Here is a 24,062-nt window from a genome sequence, read left to right as displayed (position 1 = left end):
GCGTCGGCAGCACCCAAGCAGCGGGCAACCCGCTCGTCACCGCGGGCGCGCGTTCGTGCCGGAGTCGATGCTCATTCGGGCCCGCGCGCGCCGATTGCCGAGCACGATCCCGGGGATGCCGAGAAACGCGACACCCGTGGCAGTGCCGTACACCGCCAGCGAAGACCCAAGGACGGCTACGACCGCGCCCAGGGGCGCGGAGCCGAACTGCTTCAGTCCGATGCTCACAGTGGGGATCGGTGCATCGAGGCTATTTCGCCATGCGGCAGCGCGACCAAGATTGCCAGTCCGGACGAACTGGGTGCGCGAGTGCAGTCGGTAGGCTCGCGCCATGGGCGAGGAAGATTCGTTGGCGTTCGTGACGAGGGGCAGCGACTTCATCCGCGGGCTCGAGTGGGTCGCACAGGACCACGACCCGGAGATGACCGCCGACGATCGTGGTGACTACCTCCGTGAGTGGTGGATCGTAAAGGGTCTGCTCTGGCATACGAGCGTCATCGTCATCGACGACTTGTTTCAGGACGTCGCCACACTGTCAGCTCGCTCGGGTGACCCGGACGCGTGGGAGGACACCTTCGTCATCAGCGACCTCCCCGCGAGATACGGGCGCTACTACGACAACCTCTTTGCGAAGAAGTTCCTCATCGCGATGACTGACGTCACCGCAGCACTCACGAACGGCTGGATCGAACCCGCGTCCGTTGCGCACGAACTGGCCGCTCACATCCTGCTCGAACACCTCGTCGTCCCGCAGGAAACGTACGAGATCGAGCTCCGCTTCGACTTCATGGACCACCTCGCAGACGTGCTCTTCGAGGACCGAGACTTCGAGCTGCTCTACTCCGCCAAGCTCGACGGGTTCGAGGACGAACCCGATCCGTGCCACGGCGCCGTGAACCTCGACTTCGCCTCATGGTTCGTGCCGTTCAACGGCGCCCGCCTCCCCGCCCCATACGCGACGAAACTCCCCGGAGAAGAGGACTAGGGGGAGCGCTCCCGGCCTCACTCAACAGGCCACGAGCAAGCGCATGGACGATTCGGATCCCCGTTCGGGCATTGCGCGGAGAGGGCTCCTTGCCGTGCTTAGGGGATGACGGGCCCGGTTCTTCGTCATTGGTCGGCCACGGCGCACGTACTGCTGATGCCGATCTGGAGAAGTCCGTCGATGGTGGTCTTGTCTCGGATGCTCATTCGTTCCAGCGGGAGGGTGGTGCTGTACCGGATGTCTTCCTGCATGGCGCGATCGGGGAGGTATCCGCCACGGTCCCACGCGCCCAGGATCGCGGCTAGCGAACCAGAGTTGTCGCCTGTGGTGAGCGTCAGTGCGGCCGCGATCCGAACGCCCTCGTCGCCGCAAGCCGTGGTGCGGATCTCTACCTGGTCGGCAGTGATCGGATCATGGTTCTCGTCGGCGACCGGTGCCACGGCGGCGGCGAGCGTTGCTTGAAGCATCCGGGTCATCTCGTCTCGTGCATCCTGAACAGTGATCGGCTCTGGTGCGAGCTCAACGAGCGGCGGAGACTCGATCGCGACGGCGCTACCCACGGCCGCCGTCGCTCGGTTCGCGAGATCGTCGACCTCGCTCCTCGCGGAGACGACTCCGATCTGCGCGAAAGCGATCAGGATGCTGCAGACCCCGCCGATGATGATCCACATCTTCCGTCGCAGCAGCGCCGCGCCGACAACGATGGTGCACGCGACGATGAGTGCGACGGCGAGGATCGCAGACAGGAGGAGCAGGTCGCTCGTCGATTGGACGATCACACGTATCCAACCCGCCGCGGTCCTCGGGTCGCGGTAGGACGTATCCCCGGTCAGCGCGGCAAAGAACAGAGCCCCGCCGCACAGGACGAGCGTGACAACGATGACCGCGGCGGCGGCGAGGACGTTCAGGATCTGGAACCCGATCCGGGCCGGGTGATTCACGCGGTGGCGTCCGCTCGTGTGTCGGCGTTGTCGGGAACCCATCGAAGGATGTCGCCCGGTTGGCACTCGAGTACGCGGCAGATGGCGTCCAGGGTCGAGAACCGCACCGCCTTCGCGCGACCGTTCTTCAGCACGGACACGTTGACGGGGGTGATGTCGATCGCAGCGGCGAGCTCAGACACGCTCATCTTCTTCTTCGCCAGTTCGACGTCGAGGTCGATCACGATCGGCATCACACCACCTCGGCCATCTCCTGCCGCAGCGCCGTCGCCTGCCGCAGCAATCCCCGCATCACCACGACCACGAGCGCGAGCCCCGCGACCGCGATCAGCGCGATGAGACCAGTGAGCGCGACGAACGGGCTACCCGCCTGCGCCCGATCAATGACGACCATTCCGGCGGCGATGAGCAACCCGGCGATCACGACGGTCACGATGATCGCATCCACCCACCGGAATGCGGCCTCGTCGAAGATGGTCTCGCGTGCCGCGAGCGTCAGCAGCCGCCACACGCAGACGAGCACCACCTGCACGCACAGCAGCAACGCCCCGACCATCAGCACGCCCGGCATCTCGAGCGCCGCATACTCCGGCACCGCCTGGGCCACGGCGGCCGCGATCTGAGGCACAACCCACAGCTGACATGCCGCCACCGCAGCAAACAGGACGACGATGAGAACCTTCGTCACCGGAATCAATGTTGCGCGCACCCGTCCCCCTATCGTTAAACGCTAGTCAGATATCGAAGAACGATAGTACGCTCATCGATGACGAGATGATGTGGCCCGCCAGTTCCACGGGAATCGCCGGGGGGGGGGGGGGGGAACAAATGACAACTGGACTGAGGCTCCTTGACAGGTGGCGGGTGGTGGCGAGCGCCGCGCTCGCTGGCGCACTGATCGTGTGCGCGGGATGCTCACCCTCGCCACTCGATTCCACGCTCTGGTTGCAGCTCGATCGGCAGGAGAACGTCGTCTACGGAGTCATCGGTGACCCCGCCCTCGCAGGCTCTGGCCCGGAGAGCTTCGTTGACTCGCTCGGCGATGTTGCGGACTACTGGGACGGAGTCTCGAGTCCTGACTTCATCGACCCGGCCGTCGGCGCGCCCGTGTTCTACAACGTGTCCGAAAGTACCGATGAACTCGATGACCCCGTCGTGGAGTTCGACCTGTTCGTGACCTCCGGCCACAGCCCGGACCGCAACTCCGGGGCAAGCGGATGGTTTGTGCCGACGCCGTCATCCGTTTACACCTGCTACCGGCTTTCGGTGAACTTCGCGGCTGACAGCGTGTGGGACAACTTCCGCTCCCACAACTATGGCGAGGACAGACTCGTCTGTCCTCAACAGCTCGTGGACGCGGTCGGCGATGGCGCTCAGTATCGAGAGCCGTGGGAATTTGACGGATGACAGCAGAACTCTCGCCGCCAGCCAGGTCATCAATCAACGATCGATGCGTGGTCCTTCCGTAGGTTGGGCCTATGCGCGGCGAGTATGTGGACGAAAGGGATTCGACCTGGGAGCGGAGCGATCCCCGCTTCCGTGTCTTCGTGTTCGAAGGCCCGGGGAACGCGGCGGCCGTGCTGGGCATCGACGACGCGACCATAGAGGACGCCCTGGAGTCAGCGCGGGCGCTGTCGAGGTCCGACGAGCTGCTCTGGTCGCTGGCTCTCGTCGACGATGACTCTCGCGGTAGCCGAGGTCTGCTCTGGTTGTCGGGGATGGACTACAACCATCGCCCGGTGACCGCGAGAGAGTGGAAGCTCCGCCGGCAGATGCAGGACCGATACCTCATGGCGAAGAGAAGGACAGGGTCGACGCCGCTGCTTCCGAACGGGCTTCGCCTGATCCGCGTCTTCCCGGAGTGGGTGAGCGGATGGCCGCTGTGGGAGAGCTTCACCGACGAGTACCGTCTCGACCACGGGCCTCTGCCGATCACGCCGCAGCTGAGTCGCGACCTGTTCGACTGGAACGAGGAATGGCTGGACCGCAGTGAGGATCGGCCCCTCCCGAACCCTGATGGCTGGCGGGCGCGCGGCATCGAACTCGTCCAACTGCTGCAGAAGGAGCTCGAGGGCATCGCCGAAGTCAGACCCGAGTTCCTAGCGGCCGACGCGCGAGAGTGACGGCGACGCGAGCCGATCCGCGCCGGCCGGGGCAATCTGGGTCGAACCGACGCTGCGGGTACATCAGCGCACGCACCCGGTCGGTATACGGCGCAGCGTGCGGGGCTCGATCGTCCGTACTTGCGGCATGAGCTTCGACATCCACTTCCAGCGTTTCGAGGACGGCGATGCCGCCACCGGTGGTGGCGACGAGGCGCGACGCGTACTGGGACCTTATCTGCGGCCAACGGCGCTCACTCCCGAGCGAATCGAGCGCGATGGAAGCTCAGCGGAGATCTACGGTCTTGAGGGCGACTCGATGATGGTCACACGCATTGAGGGTGACGGGCTTTGGGACCTGCTGGTCGACGCCGCTCGCGCGGCGCAGTGGGCGGTCATGCCAGTCGGCTACCCCGCGATCGTCTTTTCGCAGGCGATGCTTGACGCGCTGCCGGAGGGACTCGACGAGGATGCCGTGATCATCGCATCGGGAGACGAGCTTCGCGAGACGATCCTCGCAGGCTAGTACCCGCGACGGGCCCGTCAGACGGTCGCTCGAGAAGCCTGATCCGCAGCGCGGACGCCGCATGCTTCAACGGCGTGCGCAAGGCCCGGGCGATTGATGTCTCACTTCACGCCCCCGTAATCGGGCGCGGTTCGGAACGAATGCCGGACACCACGGACCTCTCCCCCACCTTTGAGAGTGCAACACTCTACGAGGTTGGGACGACCCGATCTTGTTGAAGCACGGAATCAGCGCAAGCTCGCCAGATCCGGCCCGCCGGCTGCGGTGCACCACCCTGACGCAACCCTGCAGAGGTGGCGTTCGATCGGGGGTCACCTGCGGGGTCACTTGGCGCAAACAGCATGTGATTTAGTCTGCATTCCACCGCTCACACAAACGCGAAAACCGCGGCCGACCGGGGGTTTTTCTGCGGAGACGGAGGGATTTGAACCCTCGGTCCCCGTGAGGGGACTCCACCTTAGCAGGGTGGTGCACTAGGCCTGACTATGCGACGTCTCCAGGCGCCCGGCGGAAAACCGACGAGCACGCCTGGCAATCATAGCCGCACAAGCCGCATCCGCCGAACCGCGCTGGTCAGGATTCGGGGCGGGTGCAGGTGACCTCGGCGGCGGTGGTGCCGGCGATCTGGGAGGGCAGCTCGACGCGCTCGGTCGGGGCCGCGGCCTCTCCACCGGCCTCGCCCTCCGCCTCGGGCGCGGCATCCGTCTCGCCCGTCCCTGCGTCACCCTCGCCCTCGGGCGCGGGCTCCGCCGCCTCGCCGGACTCGACCTCACCGCGCACCTCGACGCCGTACCCCTGGCTGGCCTCGCCGGTCAGGGTGACCGCCTGGTTCTCGCGCAGCGCGGCGAACAGCACGTCCGCGGCATCGCGCACCGGCAGGACGTGGACGAAATCGGCGTCGTACTCGGTGGGGTACTGCACGAAGACGATGTCCTCGAACGGCACGTCTTTGGCGGCCATGGCGATCTGCACCATGCGCATGGGGTTCGCGAGGTCCGAGCTCAGCACGAGCTGCGGCGGATCCTGCCGCGTCAGGCCGACCGCGGTGGTGGCGAACCTCAGCAGCGTCTGCGGGTCGCCGAGGACGGCATCCGACTTCAGCTTGCGCACCATCGACGACATGAACTGCTGCTGGTTCGAGATGCGGCCGAGATCGGACCCGTCGCCGATGCCGTGGCGGATGCGGAGGAACTGCAGCGCCTGCACGCCCTGAAGTGTGTGCCCCCCCTCGCTGAGGGACAGACCGGTGTGGACGTCGGAGATGTCGCCGGCGACGCACACGTCGACCCCGCCGATCGCATCCGACATGTCGATCACGCCGGTCCAGCGGATCGCGGCGGCGAAGTGGATCTCCTCGCCGGTCAGCTCCTCGATCGTGAGGGCCGTGCACGGCAGCCCGCCGTACATGTACGAGGCGTTCAGCGGCTGCGCCGACATCGCCGAGTACTGTCCGCCCTCACCGTCGGGGCAGGAGGGGATCGGCACGATCATGTCGCGGGGGAACGACACGACGGTCACCCGGCGCGGCTCGTCCGAGATGTGCACGAGCATCGTGACGTCGTTGCGCTCGCCCTCGGCGTCATTGTTCGCGCAGCGTGGGAAGAGGGTGAGATCCTGCCCCTCGCACGAATCCGATCCCACGAGGAGGACGTTGACACCGCCCTCGATCTCACCGATCGACGGCGGGAGCACCTCGTTCCCGACGAGCTCGACGGAGGAGTCCTCGAGGGCGGAGACGGTGTCCCACACGGTGTACGCGGCGACGCCGGCGATGCTCGTCGCGAGCACGGCGACGACGACGCCCACCACCGACAGCGCACGGATGAGCGGATGCCGCGTCTCACGGGCATGCCGCGCGACGGTTTCGCGCCCCGCGCGGGGCGCCGGCTGCTTCGCGTCGGTCACCCGAACCCGCGCAGGTTGCCGTTGGAGCAGGTCTCCTGCGCCGCGGTCGAACCGGGGATGGTCGACGGGAGCGCGACGGACGTCTCGGTCGGCGCCGGAGTCGGCTCGACGGCCTCGCCGCCCTCTTCAGGGACGACCTCACCGCCGTCCTCGGGTGCAGCCTCGCCCCCGTCCTCCGATGCGGCCTCGCCGTCCTCGACCACGACGACACCCTCGTTCGCGCCGGCTTCGCCGGTGAGGGTCAGCGGCTGGTTCGCGGCGATCGCGTCCCACAGGACCGATGCGGACGCCTCATCGGGAACGACCTTGTTCTGGTCGAACGGATCGGTCAGGACGGGGTACTGCACGAAGACGATCTCGTCGAAGGGCACGTCGCGGACGGCGAGCGCGATCTGCACGAGGGTCAGCGGGTTCGTGAGGCTCTGGCTGGGAGTGACGTTGTCGACGGTCGTCGTCGCGAGGCGGTAGAGCGTCGCGGGATCGGAGAGGACCTCGCCGCTGATGAGCTTGCGCGCGAGGCGCGACATGTACTGCTGCTGGTTCGAGATGCGCCCGAGGTCGGATCCGTCACCGACGCCGTAGCGGGTGCGGAGGAACTGCAGAGCCTCCAGGCCCTGGATCGTGCGGTTGCCCGCGGGCCAGTCGATGCCGGTGTTGTAATCGCGGATGCCGGAGGCCAGGCACACCTCGACGCCGCCGACGGCGTCGGTGATCTCGATGACGCCGCCCCACGTGACCTTCGCCGCGAAGGGGATGTTCTGTCCGCTGAGCTGCGAGACCGTCTTCACGACGCACGACAGCCCCCCGATCGAGAAGGCGGAGTTGATCGGTGCGTAGCTCTGCGGCGACGACTCGCTGCCGTCCTCACGCGTGCAGGAGGGGATCTCGACCATGAGATCGCGGGGGAACGAGACGACGGTGACCCGACGCGGCTCGTCGGAGATGTGGACGAGCATGTTGACGTCGTTGAGCTCGCCCTCGGAATCCGCTCCGGAGCAGCGATCGCCGAAGAACTGCGCGTACTCGGGCTCGCACGCGTCGGTTCCGGCGAGGAACACGTTCACGCCGCCCTCGATCGCTCCGATGTCGGGCGGAACGGTGTCCTGACCCTCCAGCTCGACGGCCTCATCGGCGAAGCCCGCGGCGATGTCGGTGACGGCGTACGCGGCGATGCCCGCACCCGAGACGAGGACGACGGCCAGCATGATGCCGACGATCTTCATGAGCGAGGCGAACGGATGCGGCGAGCGCAACTCTCCGTGCCGGGCGACGGTGCGACGCCCCGACGCCGGACGCCGAGACGAGGGCTGGGAGTTCTCGCTCACTCGGGTCCTCTCGGGTGGATCTCGTCGTACTCCGCCCCGGGATCATCCGGCACCTTCTGCGGAGGGTGTGGGATTCGAACCCACGGGACATTGCTGCCCACTGGTTTTCAAGACCAGGTCCATCGGCCGCTCGGACAACCCTCCCGACCGGATGCCGGGTCCCGGCGTCCTGTCGAACGGCGTCGAGTCTAGCCGACCGCTCGGTCGCCTCATTGTTCCAGTGCGCGCCTGAGGACGGGCTGAGACACCCCGCGGCGCCGGAGCGAGGGCCGTCCTGCTCAGAGCCGGTGCAGGACGGCGGCGACGCCGCCCTCGTGGACGGAGAGGGTGATCTCCCCCGCCGCCTCGTGCACCTCGGGCGGCCCCTGCTTCATGGCGACGGCGCGGCCCCCGTTCTGCACGGCCCAGCGCATCATCCCGACGTCGTTGCGCCCGTCGCCGATCACCAGCACGTGCGGCGGGTCGATGCCGAGCTCGGTGCGGACGAGTTCGAGCGCGGTGCTCTTGTCGACGCCCTGGGGGGCGATGTCGAGCCACGCCGTCCAGCCGACCGAGTACGACACCTGGCTCAGCCCGATGCGCGAGACGAGGTCGACGAAGTCCTCTTCCTGCTGTTCCGGCGAGACGACCACGACACGGCAGACCGGCTGATCGCCGAGCTCGTCGAAGGCCACACGCCGCGCCTCGATGAGGTTCCAGTCGTCGAGGTACTCGGTGTAGAGGCGGTCGCCGTTCGGCAGTTCGACGAGGTACCGCGCGTCCGGCAGGTGGACGCGAAGGTCGGCGAGCACCTCGCGCGGGTCGAAGGTTTCGACGTGCCAGCGCTCGTAGAGCAGATCGTCGGCATCCTCTCTCCGGAGCACCACGGCACCGTTCGAGCAGACGACGTACTCGGGGGCGAGTCCGAGAACGCGCAGGATGCCGCGCGTGGCCTCCCAGCTGCGACCCGTCGCGATCATGACCTCGTGGCCCGCGCGGTCGGCGTGCGCGACGGCATCCACGACGCCCGGGCTCAACGACTCGTCCTCGAGGATCAGGGTGCCGTCGATGTCGAGGGCGATGAGGAGACGCTCGGTGGGGACCGCGGGGTCCTCGGTCTCGCGGGCGACGCGCTCGACGAGCTTCGCCGCCTTCTTGGCCCCCACGACCTTCACCTCGCCCGTGGGCGGCAGGTGCGCCTCGCTCATGCGGTCGGCTCCAGCACCTCGAGGCCGCCGAGGTAGGGGCGGAGCACCTCCGGCACGACGACCGACCCGTCCTCGCGCTGGTGCGTCTCGAGGATCGCCACGATCCAGCGCGTGGTGGCGAGCGTGCCGTTTAGGGTCGCGACGTGCTGGGTGCGCCCGGTGCCGCCGTCCTCCGCGGCCGGGCGGTGACGGATGTCGAGCCGACGCGCCTGGTAGGTGGTGCAGTTGGAGGTCGAGGTGAGCTCGCGGTACGCCCCCTGCGTGGGCACCCACGCCTCGATGTCGTACTTCCGCGCGGCGCTGGAGCCGAGATCGCCGGCGGCGACGTCGATGACGCGGTAGCCGAGCCCGAGGTCCTGCAACATCTGCTCCTGGAGGGCGACGAGCCGGAGGTGCTCGGCCTCGGCATCCTCCGGAGTCGTGTAGACGAACATCTCGAGCTTGTTGAACTGGTGCACGCGGATGATGCCCCGCGTGTCCTTGCCGTACGAACCCGCCTCGCGGCGGTAGCAGGTCGACCAGCCGGCGTAGCGCTTGGCGCCGGCGGCGAGGTCGAGGATCTCGCCCATGTGGTACCCCGCGAGGGGCACCTCGCTGGTCCCGACGAGGTAGAGGTCGTCTTCGGGGAGGTGGTAGATCTCCGCGGCGTGCTGACCGAGGAACCCGGTGCCCCGCATCACCTCGGGACGCACGAGGGTCGGCGGGATCATCGGGATGAACCCGGCGTCCAGCGCCCGCTGCATCGCCAGCGACATCAGGGCGTACTCGAGGCGCGCGCCGACGCCGGTGAGGAAGTAGAAGCGGCTGCCGGAGACCTTCGTGCCGCGCTCCATGTCGATGGCGCCCAGCATCTCGCCGAGGGCGAGGTGGTCGCGCGGCTCGAAGTCGAAGGACGCCGGCTCTCCGTGCGTGCGGAGAGTGACGAAGTCGGCTTCGCCGCCGGCGGGAACGTCATCGATGACGAGGTTCTCGATCGCGGCGAGCGCCTCCTCGGCGGCGAGCTCGGCCTCGCCGACGGCGTGCTGCGCCGCCTTCACGCGGTCGCTCAGCTCCTTGGCCTGGGCCACGAGCGCCGCCTTCTCGTCTTTGGGGGCGCGCGCCACGAGCTTGCCGTGCGCATTCTGCTCGGCGCGGAGCTCTTCGAACGTCGTGATCGCGCGGCGACGGTCGTGGTCGGCGGCGAGCGCGGCATCCACGGTGTCCGGAGAGAGCCCGCGCTTCTCCTGCGAACGCTTGACCTGGTCGGGGTTGTCGCGGAGGAGGGTGAGATCGATCACCCCTCCGAGCTTAGTCACCGCCCGCGTCGGGGCAGCCCGGAGGGCGGGCCTATTGTGTACGCATGACCCCCGATCACCCGGGTGCGCCGGATCCGGAGGACGCCGCGGCGCCCGACGACGTCATCCGCGAACCCGAGGATGTCGCCCCCGACACGACGGGCGACGCCGACGGCGAAGCGCGCCGGGTGGACGCCGAGGGGCGCACCGCCGAGATGTCCGGTGGCGACCGGGCCGGCAAGGTCGCGGCGCTCGTCTACAACCCGACGAAGGTCGAGGCGGACGGCCTCCGCCGCGCCGTGCAGACGGCGGCGAAGGACGCCGGGTGGGCGGAGCCGCTCTTCTACGAGACGACCGTCGACGACCTCGGCGACGACGTCACCCGCGAGGCGCTGGAGAAAGGCGCGGATGCCGTGCTCGTCGCCGGCGGCGACGGTACTGTCCGGGCGGTGGCCGAAGCGATGAGCGGCTCCGGAGTGCCGCTGACGATCGTCCCGAGCGGCACGGGCAACCTCCTCGCCAGGAATCTCCGCCTCCCACTGATGGACCGCGACCGCATGATCCGGTCGACGTTCGACGGCGACCGCCTGGCGATGGACATCGGCTGGGCGACGCTCACGCGTCCCGACGGCACGCGCGCCGACCACGCCTTCGTCGTGATGGGCGGGGTCGGACTCGATGCCGCGATGATCGCCAACACCAATCCGGCGCTGAAGAAGAGCGTCGGATGGGTCGCCTACGTCGACGGCGCGGCACGGTCACTCGCGAACGCGAAGCCGTTCCGCGTCATGTACGAGATCACCGGCCATCGCCTGCACTCGGCGCGCGTGCACAGCGTGCTCTTCGCCAACTGCGGGTCGCTGCCGGCGGGACTCGAGCTCATCCCGGAGGCCTCGCTCACCGACGGACAGCTCGACATCGTGATGTTCCAGCCGAAGGGGGCGCTCGGCTGGATCTTCGTGTGGCGCCGCGTCGCGTGGGACAACAGCTTCCTCCGCCGCTTCCGCGCCGGACGCCGGGTCCTGGCCCTCCGCACGAAGGACAACGCCGTCCGCTATGCCCGCGGCACCGGCGCCGAGGTGGGGATGGCCGAGCCGCACCCCGTGCAGCTCGACGGCGACGAGTTCGGCGAGGTCATCGACATCGCGACACGAGTGGATGCCGGCGGACTCCTCGTCGCGGTCCCGCGCGGACACGACACCCGCCCTCTCTGAGCCGACGCCCCGACGGCGTCCGCGCGTCCAGGCGGGAAGTATACGCATCGCGGCGCGGTTCGCCGAGACCGCCCCGAGGCGTCCCGGCCGCGCCAGGATGGTCGCATGAGCAGCCCCAGCATCGTGTGGTTCCGCGACGATCTGCGCCTCGCCGACAATCCGGCCGTGCGCGCGGCGATGGGCCGCGATGAGCCGATCATCGCGCTGTACCTCCTCGACGAGGAGAGCCCCGACATGCGGCCGCTCGGCGGTGCGGCGCGCTGGTGGCTGCACCATTCGCTGGTCTCGCTTGGCGAGCGCATCGCGGAGCGGGGCGGGCAGCTCGTCCTGCGGCGAGGTGCGGCCGGTGACGTCCTGCCGCAGCTGGTGGCCGACACCGGCGCGGGCGCGGTGTTCTGGAACCGCCGGTACGGGGGACCCGGACGCGCGGTCGACGCCGATCTCAAGGCCTCGCTCCGCGACGACGGCATCGAGGTCTCGTCGTTCGCGGCCTCGCTCCTCTTCGAGCCGTGGACCGTGACCACGGGATCCGGCACGCACTTCTCGGTGTTCACCCCGTTCTGGAAGGCCTGCCGGGCGCTGCCGTCGCCGCGCGCACCGCTCCCTGAACCACGCGAGCTCGCCGGCCCCGGCAGACGCGTCGACTCGGACGACCTGGACGACTGGGCACTCCTCCCGACCCGGCCCGACTGGGCCGGCGGCCTCCGCGAGACGTGGGAGCCGGGCGAACCGGCGGCGCGGGCGCGCCTGCGGGAGTTCCTCCGCGACGACCTCGACGACTACGACCGGGGCCGCGACGAACCGGCCCGGGACGTCACCTCGCGCCTGTCGCCGCGCCTGCGCTGGGGCGAGATCAGCCCCTACACGATCTGGCACGAGACGGTCGAGACCGGCGGCGGGGCGAAGTTCCTCTCCGAGGTGGGCTGGCGCGAGTTCGCGTGGCACACGCTCTACCACTTCCCGAAACTCGCGACGAAGAACCTCCGTCCCGAGTTCGATGCGTTCCCCTGGCCGCGACTGAAGCCCACCCACCTCGAGGCGTGGCAGCGGGGCGAGACCGGCGTCGCGCTCGTGGACGCGGGGATGAAGGAGCTCTGGCAGTCGGGCATCATGCACAACCGCGTGCGCATGGTCACGGCATCCTTCCTCATCAAGAACCTCATGATCGACTGGCGCCGCGGCGAGGAGTGGTTCTGGGACTGCCTCGTCGACGCCGATGAGGCGTCAAACCCCTTCAGCTGGCAGTGGGTCGCCGGATCCGGCGCGGACGCGGCGCCCTACTTCCGTATCTTCAACCCCGAGCTCCAACGCGAGAAGTTCGACAAGCACGACGAATACGTCCGCCGGTGGGCCCCCGAGCACCTCGACGGCGACGCACCCGAGCCGATCGTCGATCTCAAGTCCTCGCGGAACGCCGCTCTGGACGCCTACGAGAAAGTCAAGCGCGCGTCGCGCTGAGGGCGCGCTCGACGGCGGGGAATGCGCCGCGGGTGCGACCGGTTGGCATCGGGGTGAGCGAGTCGAACACGCAACAGCGGATGCCGGCCCTGTCGATCCTCGACCTCGTGCCGGTGCGCACGGGACAGACGAGTGCGGAGGCGGTGGCGTCCTCGCTGACCCTCGCCGCCCGCGCGGACGCGCTCGGGATGCGGCGCTACTGGTTCGCCGAGCACCACAACATGCCGGCCGTCGCCTCGACGACGCCGCCCGTGCTGATCGCCGCCGCGGCGGCCCGCACGAGACGCATCCGCGTCGGTTCGGGCGGTGTGATGCTCCCCAACCACGCGCCGCTGGTCGTCGCCGAGCAGTTCGCCGCACTCGAGGCGCTCGCGCCCGGCCGGGTCGACCTCGGCCTCGGCCGCGCCCCCGGCAGCGACCCGGTGATCACCCAGCTGCTGCGCCAGTCGGGCACGACGAGCGACGTCGAACGCTTCCCCGACCACGTGCGCGACATCCGCTCGCTCGTCTCGCGCGACGGCGCGAGCCTCCGCTTCACCAGCGGCGGCACGTACGAGGTCACCGCGACGCCGGCGGCGTCCTCGGTCCCCGAGGTGTGGCTCCTCGGCTCGAGCGACTACTCGGCGCAGCTGGCCTCGACCTGTACCGCACCGGTTTCGTCCCGAACGAGGAGAACCCCGCCGCGCGGACCTTCCTCACCGCCAACGCCGTGGTGGCCGACACCGCGGAGGAGGCCGACGCCCGCGCCCTCCCGCAGGCCCGCATGATGGCACGCCTCCGCACCGGCCGCCCCCTCACCGCCCTCGAGAGCGTCGAGGAGGCCGCCGAGGCGGAGAAGACCGACCGCCTCGCCGCGCCGATCTGGGACGCACTCCGCGCGAAGTGGTTCGTCGGCACCGCCACGGAGGTCACGGCCGACCTCGCCGCCTTCGCCGACCGCTGGGGAGTGGACGAGGTGATGATCTCGCCGGTGGCGGGTTCCGACCGCGAGGAGCCGATGGACCGGCCCGACGCGCGGCTGCGGACCCTGGAGCTGCTGATGCAGCGCGAACCCGTCGCGGCCTGACCCACCCTCGCGCCCCGCGTTGCGGATCGGACGCGCGGCCCTACGCTGAGCATCATGCAGCGTCGCGCCGCCGTGGCGGCCCTCCTCGCCGGATCGATCCCGAACCTCGCGCAGTGGTTCAACCTGTACGTCTACGCGACCTTCGCGCCGTACTTCCGGACCGAGTTCTTCGCTCCCTCGGACGAGAACTCGCTCGTGTGGGTCTACGCGATCTTCGCGCTGACCTTCCTCGTACGCCCGCTCGGCTCCTGGGTGTTCGGCCGCCTCGCCGACGCCCGCGGTCGACAGCTCGCCCTCGCCGCGGCGGTCACGCTGATGTCCCTGGGGTCGCGCGCCCTCGCGTTCGCCCCGACCTACGCGCAGCTCGGCGCCGGGGCGGCGATCATCCTCGTCGCGGTGAGCCTGGTCCAGGGGCTCGCCACGGGCGGCGAGTACGCCGCGGCCACCGTGCTCCTCAGCGAGTCGGGCACGACGGGACGCCGGGGTTTCTTCGCGTCCTTCCAGAGCGTGACGATCATCGGCGGTCTGGTCCTCGCCCAGGCGGGCCTGCTCCTCCTGCTCGCCGTCAGCGACCGCGCGGCGGTGTCCACGTGGGGCTGGCGCGCGGCGTTCGCGGTCGCCGGTCTCGCGGGGCTCGCCACCCTGTGGTGGGCACGCGGCGTGGAGCGGGCCCCGCGCGGCCGGAGCGCGACGTCCGGCACGCTGGGTGTGCTGCTGCGCACGCACTGGCGCCCGGCGCTGTGGGTGTTCCTCCTCACCGCCGGAGGAACGATCTGCTTCTACACGTACACCGTGACGGTGCCGACGATCGTGCGGGAGACCTTCGTCACCGCGCACGGCGATGCCGGAGAGGTCACCGCGACCGCTCTGGTCCTGGTCGCCCTCGTCGTGCTGATGCTCCTGCAGCCGCTCGGCGGAGCCCTCAGCGACCGGATCGGACGGAAGCCCCTCCTCGTGGCGTTCGGCATCGGCGGCATCCTCGTCAGCGCTCCCCTGCTGACCGGTCTCGCGCAGATCGCGGATGCTGCGCTCGTGCTGGCCATGCTCATCGGCGGCTACGCCGTGCTCACCTGCTATCAGTCGGTCAACGGCATCGCGAAGGCCGAGGTCTTCCCACCGGAGATCCGCGCGCTCGGCGTGGGATTCGGATACGCGATCGCGAACTCCCTGTTCGGCGGGACGGCGCCGATGGCGTACCACGCGTCGATCCGTGCCGGCGGCGACACGATCTTCCTCGTCTACCTCACCGCGCTCGTGGCCGTGACGCTCGGCGCCGCGATCGTCATGCGCGGGGGCGCAGCGACCGCCCTCGACGATGCGCCGGTCGCGGCATCCCGCGCCTGAGACGAAGGGTGGCCGCCGGTCGCCGGTTCAGCCGACGCCGGGCTCGCCCGTGATGAGGCCGCGGAGCCAGTCGCGCGCCTCGACGAAGATGTCGTCCGAGTAGCGCTCCGGATAGCGGACCACGGCGCGATCGGCGCGGGGGTAGGAGCCCAGGAAGATCACCCGCGGGCTGAACCGGCGGAGCCCGAGGAGGGCGTCCGCCATCCGCTCGTCCTGGATGTGCCCGTCGGCGTCGATGACGAAGCGGTAGCGGCCGAGGGCGTCGCCGATGGGGCGCGACGCGAGGAGGGAGAGGTTGATCCCCCGGGTGGCGAACTGCTCCAGCATCTCCAGCAGCGCCCCGGGGTGGTCGTCGGGCAGCTCGACGATGAGGGAGGTCTTGTCGGCACCGGTCGGCGGCTGCGGAGCGACCGTCCGGGCCACGAGGACGAACCGCGTCACGGCGTTCGGGTTGTCGCCGATGTCCTCGGCGAGGAGCTCAAGATCGTGATGCTCCAGGATGCCGGGGGGCGAGATCGCGGCATCCGCTCCGCTCGTGCCGTCGAGGAGCTCCAGGGCGCTGGCGACGTTGCTCGCCGCCGGGATGTGCGCGTGGGCGGGCAGGGCGCGTCCGAGCCAGCGCAGGCACTGGGCGTACGCGACCGGATGCGCGGCGACGAGCGACACGTCGTCGAGCGTCGCGCCAGGGCGACCGACCAGGACGAACCGCACGGGGACGAGGTACTCCCCCACGATCCGCACGCCCGGCATGGTCGCCAGCGCGTCCTGCGCGGTCGAGACCCCGCCGTCGACGGAGTTCTCGATCGCGATCATCGCGGCATCCGACCGGCCCTCGACGACGTCCTCGAGCGCTTCGGCGACGTTGCGGACGGACTTCCACACGCCTCCCCGGGCTTCAGGAACCTGCGCCAGCGCCGCCTCGGTGAACGTGCCCGCGGGACCGAGATAGCTGTACGTACGGCGGGCCGGCGGTGCCGGCGGCTGCGGGGGCGCGGAAGTCACGCGTGTCAGCCTAGCCCGCGGCCCTCCCCGCCCGACGGCACGCCCGCGAGGTCCAGGGCGTCGAGATCCGGTGCGGGGGCGAGGCGCCTCCGGGGGATTCCGGCGACGAGGACTCCGACCACCAGCAGCACCCCGCCGGCGCCCTCCGCCGGCGTCGGGATCTGCCCGAGGAGCATCGCGGCGGAGATCATGGCGACGACGGGCGCGAGCAGCACCCAGGGCACCACGGCGGCCGAACGGTTGCGCGCCAGCAGCCCGTTGAAGATCGTGTACCCGACCAGGGTGCACAGCACCGCCGTGTAAAGGGTCGAGAGGATCGGGCGCCAGCCGAACGCGACCAGACCGGCCGCGATCGCGTCGGGGCCCTCGAACACGACCGACAGCGCGGCTGAGGGAACCGGCACGAAGAGCGCCGACCAGACGGTGAGCGAGAGCGCCCCGAGCCGTCCGCTGCCGCGCACGACGCCCGCGCGCCGAGAGATGACGTTCCCGATCGCCCACGACGCGGCGGCGCCCAGAGCGAGGACCACGGCGACGACCGGCGCGTCGCCGCCCCGCCCGAACCCGACCACGACGAGGCCGCACACACCGAGCACGACCCCGACGATCTGCGGCGGCGTCGGCGGCTCCCGGAGGACGGCGGTCGCGATCAGGATCGTGAACACCGCCTGCGCCTGGAGAAGGAGCGCGGCGAGGCCCGGCTGCAGACCCAGCGCCATCGCGGAGTACAGCAGGCCGAACTGCCCGAGGCTCATGAAGACGCCCACGCCGACGACGGTGCGCCAGGACGCCGCGGGACGGGGGACGACGACGACGAAGAGAGCCACGAGGGCGAAGCGGATCGCGACGAACAGCAGCGGCGGGATGCCGGGCATCCCCCAGTCGATCACGACGAAGTTGAACCCCCACAGCGTCGCCACGAGGGCGGCCAGGACCATGTCGCGACGTGTCATGGGATCATTCGACCCGCGCGCGGAACCGAAGACAAGCGATGGTTTCATCGCTGGATTCGGTAGCGTCTCTTCATGATCGATCTCGAGGCGGTTCTCTCCCTCCGCGCTGTGGCGACCTCCGGCAGCGTCGCGGGTGCCGCATCGACGCTCGGATTCACCCCGTCGGCGGTGTCACAGCAGATCAAGCGACTCGAACGCGACACCGGCGTCGCCCTCCTCGAGCGCGCAGGACGCGGCGTGGTCCTCACCGCAGCGGGCACCCGCCTCGTCACCGAGTCGACGCCGATCCTCGCCGACCTCGAGCGCCTCGGCGCCGACCTGCACACCACCTCCACCGCGCACACCGTCACCGGGGAGATCCGCGTCGCCGCGTTCTCCACCGTCGTGCGCGGCCTCGTCACCCCGGTGCTCGCAGACCTCGCACTCCGGCATCCGGAACTCCGCCTGCCCCTCCGCGAGAGCGAGCCGTGGGAGACGATCGCGCTCGTGGCGTCCGGACAGCGCGACCTCGGGATCGTGCATCGATGGGGCGGGGTCGCACTCGCGATGCCCGAACCGCTCGTGACCACCCCGCTCTTCACCGACGTCGCCGACGTCATCCTGCGCCGCGACCACCCCCTCGCGGGCCGGGACACGCTCCGACCGGCCGACCTCGCCGCCGAACCCTGGGTCGCAACGTTCGAGGCGACGATCTGCCGGCAATGGCTGCGGCGCCTCTTCGACGGAGTGCCCCGGGCGCCGCGCATCGTGCACGAATCGATGGAGTTCGAGAACCATCTCGAACTCGTCCGCGCGGGTCTCGCCGTGGCGCTGGTCCCCCGCCTCGGCCGCGGCGAACTGCATCCTGATCTGGTCGCGATCCCCACCGTCGAGCCCGCCTCCACGCGCGACGTGCTGGCGGTGCACCGTCGGACACAGGCGGATTCCCCGGCCCTGCAGGTCGCGCTCGCGGCCGTCATCGACCACGCCGCGACGCAACCCCGCTGACACCGGCGGCGATCGATCCCCGCGCGTCACCGCGCCGCGCGTGCGCACAGTGCCGCGACGGGGCAGACTGGGGGCATGAGTCGCGCAGGACAGCCCGCCGAACCGTCCGACCTCATCGACATCGATGAGCTGATCAACGCCTACTACGACATCGCCCCCGATCCGGCCGTCCCCGCCCAGCGCGTGGCGTTCGGCACCAGCGGACACCGCGGCTCGTCGCTCTCGGCGAGCTTCAACGAGGCGCACATCCTCGCCACGACGCAGGCGATCACCGACTACCGCCAGCGCCAGGGCATCGCGGGCCCGCTCTTCCTCGGGCGCGACACGCACGGGCTGTCGCTGCCCGCCGAGCGCAGCGCCATCGAGGTGCTCGTCGCGAACGGCGTCGACGTGCGTGTCGACTCCCGCGACGCGTGGGTGCCCACCCCGGCGCTCAGCCACGCGATCCTGACGTGGAACAAGGGACGGGATGCCGACGATCCCGACCGCGCGGACGGCATCGTCGTCACCCCGAGCCACAACCCGCCCCGCGACGGCGGCTTCAAGTACAACCCCCCGCACGGCGGCCCCGCCGACACGGACGCGACCGGGTGGATCGCCGACCGCGCCAACGCGATCATCGAGGGCGGTCTCGAGGAGGTCCGGCGCACCCCGTTCGCCGACATCGACGCCGACGCGCTCGGCTCCTACGACTTCCGCGACGTGTACGTGCGCGATCTCGCCGACATCATCGACCTCGACGCCATCCGCCGGGCGGGCGTCCGCATCGGCGCCGACCCGCTGGGCGGGGCATCCGTCGACTACTGGGCGCTGATCGCCGAGGTGCACGAACTCGACCTCACCGTCGTCAACCCCGATGTCGACCCGACGTGGCGCTTCATGACGCTCGACTGGGACGAGAAGATCCGCATGGATCCCTCCTCCCCCTCCGCGATGGCGTCGCTGGTCGCCAAGCGCCACGACTACGACATCCTCACCGGGAACGATGCCGACGCCGATCGCCACGGCATCGTCACCCCCGACGCGGGACTGATGAACCCGAACCACTACCTGGCAGTCGCCATCGACTATCTGTACGGGCATCGCCCGGACTGGCCCAAGGATGCCGCGATCGGGAAGACACTCGTCTCGTCGATGATCATCGACCGCGTCGCCGCCTCGCTCGGGCGGGAGCTGCTGGAGGTCCCCGTCGGGTTCAAGTGGTTCGTGCCGGGTCTCCTCGACGGATCCGTCGCCTTCGGCGGCGAGGAGTCGGCGGGCGCGTCGTTCCTGCGCTTCGACGGCACCGTCTGGACGACCGACAAGGACGGCATCCTGCTGTGCCTCTTGGCCGCCGAGATCCTCGCCGTGACCGGCAAGACCCCCTCCCAGCGCTACGCGGAGCTCGAGGCCGAGTTCGGCGCGTCGGCCTACCAGCGCGTGGACGCCCCGGCGACCCCCGAGCAGAAGGCGACGCTGTCGAAGCTCTCGGGCGACGCGGTCACGGCGACGACGCTCGCCGGCGAGCCCATCACGGCGAAGCTCTCGCATGCCCCCGGCAACGGCGCGGCCATCGGCGGGCTGAAGGTGCAGACGGAATCGGCGTGGTTCGCCGCCCGCCCCTCGGGCACCGAGGACGTCTACAAGCTCTACGCCGAGAGCCTCCGCGGCCCCGAGCACCTCGCCGAGGTGCAGGCCGAGGCCCGCGCGGTCGTCTCCGCGGCCCTCGGCGGCTGACCTCGGCGCTTCGCTCGTTCGAGTGACAGGTGTGGCCCCCTCCCGCGCGGTGAGGGGGCCACACCTGTCACACGAGCGCGCGAAAACGCCGCGAGCGGGGTGCATCCGAATCGGGCCTCGGCGCCGAATACCCCTGTGACGGCGACGATGCCGCCCCGTTCGAGCCGAGGAGGCCTTCGATGAAGAGGATGCCGGCGGAAGCCACGCGCTATCGGTACGAGGAGCACGGCGGTGCGGACGTGCTGAAGGAGGACCGGCATCCGCTCGACGGGCCGGGCTCGGGAGAGGTCGTCGTCGAGGTCGTGTCGGCGGGAATCAGCCACATCGACAGCTTCATCCGCGAGGGACAGGAGCACGTCTTCCACGACGACCCGTGGCCGCGCTTCTCGGGGAGCGACTTCGCCGGGATCGTGCGTGCCGTCGGCAGCCACGTGAGCGGGTTCCGGCCCGGCGACGAGGTCATCGGCCACGTCCGCTCCGGCGCGCACGCCACCTTCGTCACAGTGTCGGCGGGCGCGATCGTGGCCAAGCCCCGCACGATGTCGTGGGAGATCGCCGGGGGCTTGTACCTCGCCGGCGCGACGGCGCTGGAGATGCTCGACGATCTGAGGATCGGGGCATCCGACGTCGTCGTGGTCTCGGCCGCCGCGGGCGGGGTGGGGAGCCTCGAGGTGCAGCTCGCCAAGCGCCGCAGCGCACGCGTGATCGGAACCTGCGGCGAGCGCAACTTCGACTACCTGCGTCAGCTCGGGATCATCCCGGTGCGGTACGGCGACGGTCTCGCCGACCGGATCCGGCACGTCTCACGCGGACAGGTCACCGCCTACATCGACAACTTCGGCAAGGACGGCCGCGACGTCGCCGCCGACCTCGGCGTGCCCGCCGAGCGATACCGCTCGAGCGCCGATCGCCGCGACGTCGAGCTGCGACTGCTGCAGGACGACCCGGTTTCGGTCGCCCACGGCACCGACCTGCTGCGTCGCGTGGCGACCCTCTACGCCGAGGGCGCTTTCCGTCTTCTCGTGTCAGGGCTCTACCCGCTGAGCGACATCGCCGAGGCCTACCGCGACCTGTCGCAGCTGCACGCGCGCGGAAAGATCGTGCTCGCCACGAACCCTGTCTCGCCCTATCGCGTGACGAAGGCGCGCGACCTGCACGAGTCGATGGCCTGACGCGGGGTCGACGACCCCGGGGCAGGAGGCAAGCGCTTTCCGTCTGCGTGAGCCAGAATGGGCCCATGGCCGACTTCGCCCTGGACCTCACGGATGCCGCCGCCTCGGTCGCGGCATCCGGAATCGAGATCGCCCACTACGTCTTCGATCCGGCCCCGGAGGCCGAGGGGGGCGAAAAGCCGTACCTCCACCCCGTGCGGGCCCTCGATGGCGCCGTCGTCTCGGCCTACCGCCCGTGGGATCACCGGTGGCACAAGGGCCTGCAGGTGACCTGGACGCATGTGTCCGGCGAGAACTTCTGGGGCGGACCGACCTACGTCGACGGCCTCGGCTACGTCGCGCGCGACAATGTCGGCACCATCCGCCACGATGCCTTCACGGCCACCGCGCATGCCGGGGAGGAGGTGTCGTTCACCGAGAGCCTGACCTGGATCACGCGCGCGGGCGACGCGTGGATCGCCGAGGAGCGCCGGCACCTCTTCCACGGCCTCGATCGCGCCCGTGGGCTGTGGGCACTGGACGTCACCACGACGCTGCGGAACGTCAGCGGCCGCCCGCTCGAACTCGGCAGCCCCACGACGCAGGGGCGCCCGAACGCCGGCTACACCGGGGTCGCGTTGCGCCTCGCGCGGGCGTGGACCGGGGGGCGCGTCCTCAGCTCCGCGGCACCCGGGGCGGACGCGGCCGACCCCGCCGCGGTCATGGGATCGACGGCGGAATGGATCGCGCTCTCCGGCGAGCACGACGAGGTCGACGGGGGCGGCACCGTGCTCGCGTTCGCGGGGAGCTCAACCGGCGACCCCGCGATCCGGTGGTTCGTGCGGAGCGAGCCCTTCCCGATCCTCGCGCCCTCCCCCGCGTTCGCGGAGGCGATCACTCTCGACCCGGATGCCGAGCTCGCGCTCGCGCACCGCTGGGTGATCGGCGACCGCATCTGGACGCCGGACGAGACCCGCGCCATCGCCGCGGAGTACGCCCTGTGACCACCCCGCTCTTCCCCGGCGGTGTCGCCGCGAGCCGGCTGCGCGTCTACGACTGGCCGGCCGCGGACGGCGTGCCGGGCGGCTCACCGCACCTGCACACGGCGTCGAGCGAGGGGTACATCGTCCTCAGCGGGTCCGGCGAGGTGCACACGCTCACCCCCGACGGCTTCGCCGTGACCCCGCTCACCGACGGGTCGACGGTGTGGTTCTCGCCTGGCACGGTGCATCGCCTCGTGAATCACGACCGACTCGAGCTCCTCGTGGTCATGCAGAATGCGGGCCTCCCCGAGGCGGGCGACGCCGTTCTCACCTTCCCCTCCGGCATCCTGGACGACGCCGCCGCTTACCGCGCCGCGGCGGCCCTGCCGGACACCGACGACGAGAAGGCCCTCGCCGCCGCTGCGCGCACACGCCGGGATCTCGCCCTCGCCGGCTACGCGGAGCTCCTCGCCGCCGTCGAGAGCGACGGCCCGGCCACGGCGCTCGCCGCGCTCCACGCGCGCGCCGCACGCCTCGTCCGCCCGCGGGTCGCGGAGTGGTCCGACCTGTGGGAGGCGACGGTCGCCCGCGCGACGGAGCGCACCCGAGCACAGCTCGACGCGCTCGCGACGGCGGATGCCGGCATCCTGGGCGATGCGCGCATCTCCCGCGCCGACGCGGAACCGGGCGAACGCTTCGGGATGTGCGGACGCCTGCGCGTCTGGCCTCGCGCGGAGGCCCTCCCGGGGCACTGAAGTGGCAGTCGTCGCCGTCTCGGCGGGCGGGAGGGGGCGACGACCGCCACGCGAACGCGTCCGCGCGGCGTTTTGGCCCCGACGCACGGCTGGGCTAACCTCGGCCCGAAACGTTTTTCCTTCCGCGGCGATGCGGGAGGAACCGAGACCGAGGCGGCCGTGATGAAGCGCGTGGGCATCCGTGACGTCGCCGCCCGCGCGGGCGTCTCGATCAGCACGGTCAGCAACGCGCTCAACCGCCCCGAGCAGGTCAGCGCCGCCCTCGGCACCCGCATCCGCGCCATTGCCGACGACCTCGGCTACGTTCCGCTGCACGCCGCGCGCCAGCTCCGCGCCGGGCGCAGCGGCCTGCTCGGCATGACGGTGATCAACATCGCCAACCCGTTCTTCGCCGAGCTGGTCGCCGGAGCGGAGGACGCCGCGGCGGCGGCCGGGCTGAGCATCCTCGTCGGCAACGCCAGCGACGACGCCGCCCGCGAGAGCCACCACCTCGAGCTCTTCGACCGGGTGCAGGTCGAGGGCGCCCTGGTGAGCCCGTTCGGCGATCCGTCACCCGGGATCGCGCGCCTGCGCGCCCGCGGCGTGCCGGTCGTGATGGTCGACGCGGTCGACGATGCCGGCGTCCTCCCCTCCGTCTCGTTCGACGACGTCGCCGGAGGACGCCTCGCCGCCGAGCATCTCCTCGCGTGCGGCCGTCGCCGCCTCGCCTTCGTCGGCGCGCGCGAGGAGGTGCGGCAGGTGCGCGAGCGCCTCGCGGGAACCCGCGCCGCCGTGGCGCAGGTGTCCGGCGCCACCGTGGAACCGATCTGGACCCGCCGCACCACCTCCGAGACCGGAATCGCGTTCGGCGCTGAGATCGCCGGGCGGGATGCCGCATCCCGACCCGACGGCATCGTCACCTCGAACGATCACCTCGCGATCGGTCTCGTCCACGGTCTCCTGTCGCACGGCGTCCGGGTCCCCGAGGACATCGCCGTCGTCGGCTACGACGACATCGAGTTCGCCGCCATCGCCACCGTCCCGCTCACCAGCATCCGTCAGCCGGCACGCGAGATGGGTCGGCGTGCGGCCGAACTGCTTCTGGCCGCGATCGCGGGCGAGACACCCCCCGTCGATCCCGCCGTCGTCTACGCGCCGGAGCTCATCGTGCGCGCCTCCACCGGCATCGGGTGACGCCGAACCCCTCTC

Annotated in this window: 23 protein-coding genes, 2 tRNA genes and 1 pseudogene; 14 read left to right on the top strand and 12 right to left on the bottom strand. The window is 70.4% G+C overall.

Annotation, left to right across the window (positions count from 1 at the left end; all coding sequences use genetic code 11):
- Positions 1–36: 36 nt before the first annotated feature.
- Complete coding sequence (locus tag AB0O93_RS00420; RefSeq protein WP_363339461.1) at positions 37–228, bottom strand: hypothetical protein; 192 nt, start codon at positions 226–228, stop codon at positions 37–39.
- 103 nt (positions 229–331) lie between these two features.
- Between AB0O93_RS00420 and AB0O93_RS00415 the strand changes: the two genes are divergently transcribed.
- Complete coding sequence (locus AB0O93_RS00415) at positions 332–985, top strand: hypothetical protein (RefSeq protein WP_363339459.1); 654 nt, start codon at positions 332–334, stop codon at positions 983–985.
- Between the two features lie 125 nt (positions 986–1,110).
- Here AB0O93_RS00415 and AB0O93_RS00410 read toward each other — a convergent pair whose 3' ends face one another.
- The 3 genes from AB0O93_RS00410 to AB0O93_RS00400 are packed head-to-tail and all read right to left on the bottom strand — an operon-like array spanning position 1,111 to position 2,614.
- Positions 1,111–1,926 carry a hypothetical protein gene (locus AB0O93_RS00410; RefSeq protein WP_363339457.1) on the bottom strand — a complete coding sequence of 272 codons (816 nt, stop codon included), beginning with the start codon at positions 1,924–1,926 and terminating at the stop codon, positions 1,111–1,113.
- A complete protein-coding gene (locus tag AB0O93_RS00405) occupies positions 1,923–2,159 on the bottom strand; it encodes a helix-turn-helix transcriptional regulator (RefSeq protein ID WP_363339455.1) in 237 nt (78 codons plus the stop codon). The genes AB0O93_RS00410 and AB0O93_RS00405 overlap by 4 nt, the downstream gene beginning before the upstream one ends.
- Positions 2,159–2,614 carry a DUF2975 domain-containing protein gene (locus AB0O93_RS00400; protein WP_363339453.1) on the bottom strand — a complete coding sequence of 152 codons (456 nt, stop codon included), beginning with the start codon at positions 2,612–2,614 and terminating at the stop codon, positions 2,159–2,161. The genes AB0O93_RS00405 and AB0O93_RS00400 overlap by 1 nt, the downstream gene beginning before the upstream one ends.
- A gap of 176 nt (positions 2,615–2,790) precedes the next feature.
- Between AB0O93_RS00400 and AB0O93_RS00395 the strand changes: the two genes are divergently transcribed.
- The 3 genes from AB0O93_RS00395 to AB0O93_RS00385 all read left to right on the top strand — a co-directional run bounded on the left by AB0O93_RS00395 (position 2,791) and on the right by AB0O93_RS00385 (position 4,554).
- Positions 2,791–3,333: a hypothetical protein gene (locus AB0O93_RS00395; RefSeq protein ID WP_363339451.1), complete on the top strand. Its 543-nt coding sequence runs from the start codon at positions 2,791–2,793 to the stop codon at positions 3,331–3,333.
- 71 nt (positions 3,334–3,404) lie between these two features.
- On the top strand, positions 3,405–4,049 hold the full coding sequence (locus tag AB0O93_RS00390) for a hypothetical protein (RefSeq protein ID WP_363339449.1): 645 nt from the start codon (positions 3,405–3,407) through the stop codon (positions 4,047–4,049).
- A gap of 127 nt (positions 4,050–4,176) precedes the next feature.
- The gene (locus AB0O93_RS00385) at positions 4,177–4,554 is read left to right on the top strand and encodes a hypothetical protein (protein ID WP_363339447.1); all 378 of its coding nucleotides are present in this window, start codon (positions 4,177–4,179) and stop codon (positions 4,552–4,554) included.
- Positions 4,555–4,963: 409 nt separating this feature from the next.
- Here the strand turns inward: AB0O93_RS00385 and AB0O93_RS00380 are convergent.
- The 6 genes from AB0O93_RS00380 to serS form a co-directional block, all read right to left on the bottom strand.
- A tRNA-Ser gene (locus tag AB0O93_RS00380) sits at positions 4,964–5,052 on the bottom strand.
- Positions 5,053–5,127: 75 nt separating this feature from the next.
- Positions 5,128–6,459 (bottom strand): LCP family protein, encoded by a 1,332-nt coding sequence (locus AB0O93_RS00375; RefSeq protein WP_363339445.1) that lies wholly within the window; start codon positions 6,457–6,459, stop codon positions 5,128–5,130.
- Positions 6,456–7,784, bottom strand: a complete 1,329-nt coding sequence (locus AB0O93_RS00370; RefSeq protein ID WP_363339443.1) for an LCP family protein — start codon at positions 7,782–7,784, stop codon at positions 6,456–6,458. The genes AB0O93_RS00375 and AB0O93_RS00370 overlap by 4 nt, the downstream gene beginning before the upstream one ends.
- A gap of 59 nt (positions 7,785–7,843) precedes the next feature.
- Positions 7,844–7,928: transfer RNA gene (locus AB0O93_RS00365), tRNA-Ser, on the bottom strand.
- A 134-nt stretch (positions 7,929–8,062) separates the two neighbouring features.
- On the bottom strand, positions 8,063–8,971 hold the full coding sequence (locus tag AB0O93_RS00360) for an HAD family hydrolase (RefSeq protein ID WP_363339441.1): 909 nt from the start codon (positions 8,969–8,971) through the stop codon (positions 8,063–8,065).
- On the bottom strand, positions 8,968–10,248 hold the full coding sequence (gene serS, locus AB0O93_RS00355; RefSeq protein ID WP_363339439.1) for a serine--tRNA ligase: 1,281 nt from the start codon (positions 10,246–10,248) through the stop codon (positions 8,968–8,970). The genes AB0O93_RS00360 and serS overlap by 4 nt, the downstream gene beginning before the upstream one ends.
- Positions 10,249–10,310: 62 nt before the next feature.
- Here serS and AB0O93_RS00350 point away from each other — a divergent pair, with 62 nt between their 5' ends.
- The 4 genes and pseudogenes from AB0O93_RS00350 to AB0O93_RS00335 all read left to right on the top strand — a co-directional run bounded on the left by AB0O93_RS00350 (position 10,311) and on the right by AB0O93_RS00335 (position 15,327).
- A complete protein-coding gene (locus AB0O93_RS00350) occupies positions 10,311–11,459 on the top strand; it encodes a diacylglycerol kinase family protein (RefSeq protein ID WP_363339437.1) in 1,149 nt (382 codons plus the stop codon).
- A gap of 105 nt (positions 11,460–11,564) precedes the next feature.
- Positions 11,565–12,917, top strand: coding sequence for a deoxyribodipyrimidine photo-lyase (locus AB0O93_RS00345; RefSeq protein WP_363339435.1), 1,353 nt, complete (start codon positions 11,565–11,567; stop codon positions 12,915–12,917).
- 80 nt (positions 12,918–12,997) lie between these two features.
- Positions 12,998–13,983, top strand: a pseudogene (locus AB0O93_RS00340) (MsnO8 family LLM class oxidoreductase).
- A 54-nt stretch (positions 13,984–14,037) separates the two neighbouring features.
- Positions 14,038–15,327, top strand: coding sequence for an MFS transporter (locus tag AB0O93_RS00335; protein ID WP_363339433.1), 1,290 nt, complete (start codon positions 14,038–14,040; stop codon positions 15,325–15,327).
- A gap of 27 nt (positions 15,328–15,354) precedes the next feature.
- Here AB0O93_RS00335 and pheA read toward each other — a convergent pair whose 3' ends face one another.
- Together pheA and AB0O93_RS00325 are read right to left on the bottom strand one after the other, a co-directional pair.
- Positions 15,355–16,329 (bottom strand): prephenate dehydratase, encoded by a 975-nt coding sequence (gene pheA / locus AB0O93_RS00330; RefSeq protein ID WP_363339431.1) that lies wholly within the window; start codon positions 16,327–16,329, stop codon positions 15,355–15,357.
- 5 nt (positions 16,330–16,334) lie between these two features.
- Positions 16,335–17,282: an EamA family transporter gene (locus AB0O93_RS00325; protein ID WP_363339429.1), complete on the bottom strand. Its 948-nt coding sequence runs from the start codon at positions 17,280–17,282 to the stop codon at positions 16,335–16,337.
- A gap of 72 nt (positions 17,283–17,354) precedes the next feature.
- Here AB0O93_RS00325 and AB0O93_RS00320 point away from each other — a divergent pair, with 72 nt between their 5' ends.
- The 6 genes from AB0O93_RS00320 (at position 17,355) to AB0O93_RS00295 (ending at position 24,047) form a co-directional block, all read left to right on the top strand.
- Positions 17,355–18,269: a LysR family transcriptional regulator gene (locus tag AB0O93_RS00320; protein ID WP_363339427.1), complete on the top strand. Its 915-nt coding sequence runs from the start codon at positions 17,355–17,357 to the stop codon at positions 18,267–18,269.
- Between the two features lie 75 nt (positions 18,270–18,344).
- On the top strand, positions 18,345–19,985 hold the full coding sequence (gene pgm / locus AB0O93_RS00315) for a phosphoglucomutase (alpha-D-glucose-1,6-bisphosphate-dependent) (protein WP_363339425.1): 1,641 nt from the start codon (positions 18,345–18,347) through the stop codon (positions 19,983–19,985).
- Positions 19,986–20,164: 179 nt separating this feature from the next.
- A complete protein-coding gene (locus tag AB0O93_RS00310; protein WP_363339423.1) occupies positions 20,165–21,157 on the top strand; it encodes an NADP-dependent oxidoreductase in 993 nt (330 codons plus the stop codon).
- A gap of 65 nt (positions 21,158–21,222) precedes the next feature.
- Positions 21,223–22,140: a PmoA family protein gene (locus tag AB0O93_RS00305; RefSeq protein WP_363339421.1), complete on the top strand. Its 918-nt coding sequence runs from the start codon at positions 21,223–21,225 to the stop codon at positions 22,138–22,140.
- Positions 22,137–22,874, top strand: a complete 738-nt coding sequence (locus AB0O93_RS00300) for a cupin domain-containing protein (RefSeq protein WP_363339419.1) — start codon at positions 22,137–22,139, stop codon at positions 22,872–22,874. Before AB0O93_RS00305 ends, AB0O93_RS00300 begins: the two co-directional genes overlap by 4 nt.
- Positions 22,875–23,036: 162 nt before the next feature.
- The gene (locus tag AB0O93_RS00295) at positions 23,037–24,047 is read left to right on the top strand and encodes a LacI family DNA-binding transcriptional regulator (protein WP_363339417.1); all 1,011 of its coding nucleotides are present in this window, start codon (positions 23,037–23,039) and stop codon (positions 24,045–24,047) included.
- Positions 24,048–24,062: the final 15 nt, after the last annotated feature.

It is taken from the genome of Microbacterium sp. NPDC077184 (assembly GCF_040687055.1).
Lineage (GTDB): Bacteria > Actinomycetota > Actinomycetes > Actinomycetales > Microbacteriaceae > Microbacterium.
Note: the sequence above shows the minus strand (reverse complement) of the source record. Positions and strands in the feature narration are given on the sequence as shown.

What these genes read in the sequence shown, in the direction of transcription:
- AB0O93_RS00415 (WP_363339459.1), top strand. Translation starts at nt 332, where the DNA reads ATGGGCGAGGAAGATTCGTTGGCGTTCGTGACGAGGGGCAGCGACTTC.
- AB0O93_RS00405 (WP_363339455.1), bottom strand. Translation starts at nt 2,159, where the DNA reads ATGCCGATCGTGATCGACCTCGACGTCGAACTGGCGAAGAAGAAGATG.
- AB0O93_RS00390 (WP_363339449.1), top strand. Translation starts at nt 3,405, where the DNA reads ATGCGCGGCGAGTATGTGGACGAAAGGGATTCGACCTGGGAGCGGAGC.
- AB0O93_RS00385 (WP_363339447.1), top strand. Translation starts at nt 4,177, where the DNA reads ATGAGCTTCGACATCCACTTCCAGCGTTTCGAGGACGGCGATGCCGCC.
- AB0O93_RS00360 (WP_363339441.1), bottom strand. Translation starts at nt 8,971, where the DNA reads ATGAGCGAGGCGCACCTGCCGCCCACGGGCGAGGTGAAGGTCGTGGGG.
- AB0O93_RS00350 (WP_363339437.1), top strand. Translation starts at nt 10,311, where the DNA reads ATGACCCCCGATCACCCGGGTGCGCCGGATCCGGAGGACGCCGCGGCG.
- AB0O93_RS00345 (WP_363339435.1), top strand. Translation starts at nt 11,565, where the DNA reads ATGAGCAGCCCCAGCATCGTGTGGTTCCGCGACGATCTGCGCCTCGCC.
- AB0O93_RS00335 (WP_363339433.1), top strand. Translation starts at nt 14,038, where the DNA reads ATGCAGCGTCGCGCCGCCGTGGCGGCCCTCCTCGCCGGATCGATCCCG.
- AB0O93_RS00325 (WP_363339429.1), bottom strand. Translation starts at nt 17,282, where the DNA reads ATGACACGTCGCGACATGGTCCTGGCCGCCCTCGTGGCGACGCTGTGG.
- AB0O93_RS00320 (WP_363339427.1), top strand. Translation starts at nt 17,355, where the DNA reads ATGATCGATCTCGAGGCGGTTCTCTCCCTCCGCGCTGTGGCGACCTCC.
- pgm (WP_363339425.1), top strand. Translation starts at nt 18,345, where the DNA reads ATGAGTCGCGCAGGACAGCCCGCCGAACCGTCCGACCTCATCGACATC.
- AB0O93_RS00310 (WP_363339423.1), top strand. Translation starts at nt 20,165, where the DNA reads ATGAAGAGGATGCCGGCGGAAGCCACGCGCTATCGGTACGAGGAGCAC.
- AB0O93_RS00305 (WP_363339421.1), top strand. Translation starts at nt 21,223, where the DNA reads ATGGCCGACTTCGCCCTGGACCTCACGGATGCCGCCGCCTCGGTCGCG.
- AB0O93_RS00295 (WP_363339417.1), top strand. Translation starts at nt 23,037, where the DNA reads ATGAAGCGCGTGGGCATCCGTGACGTCGCCGCCCGCGCGGGCGTCTCG.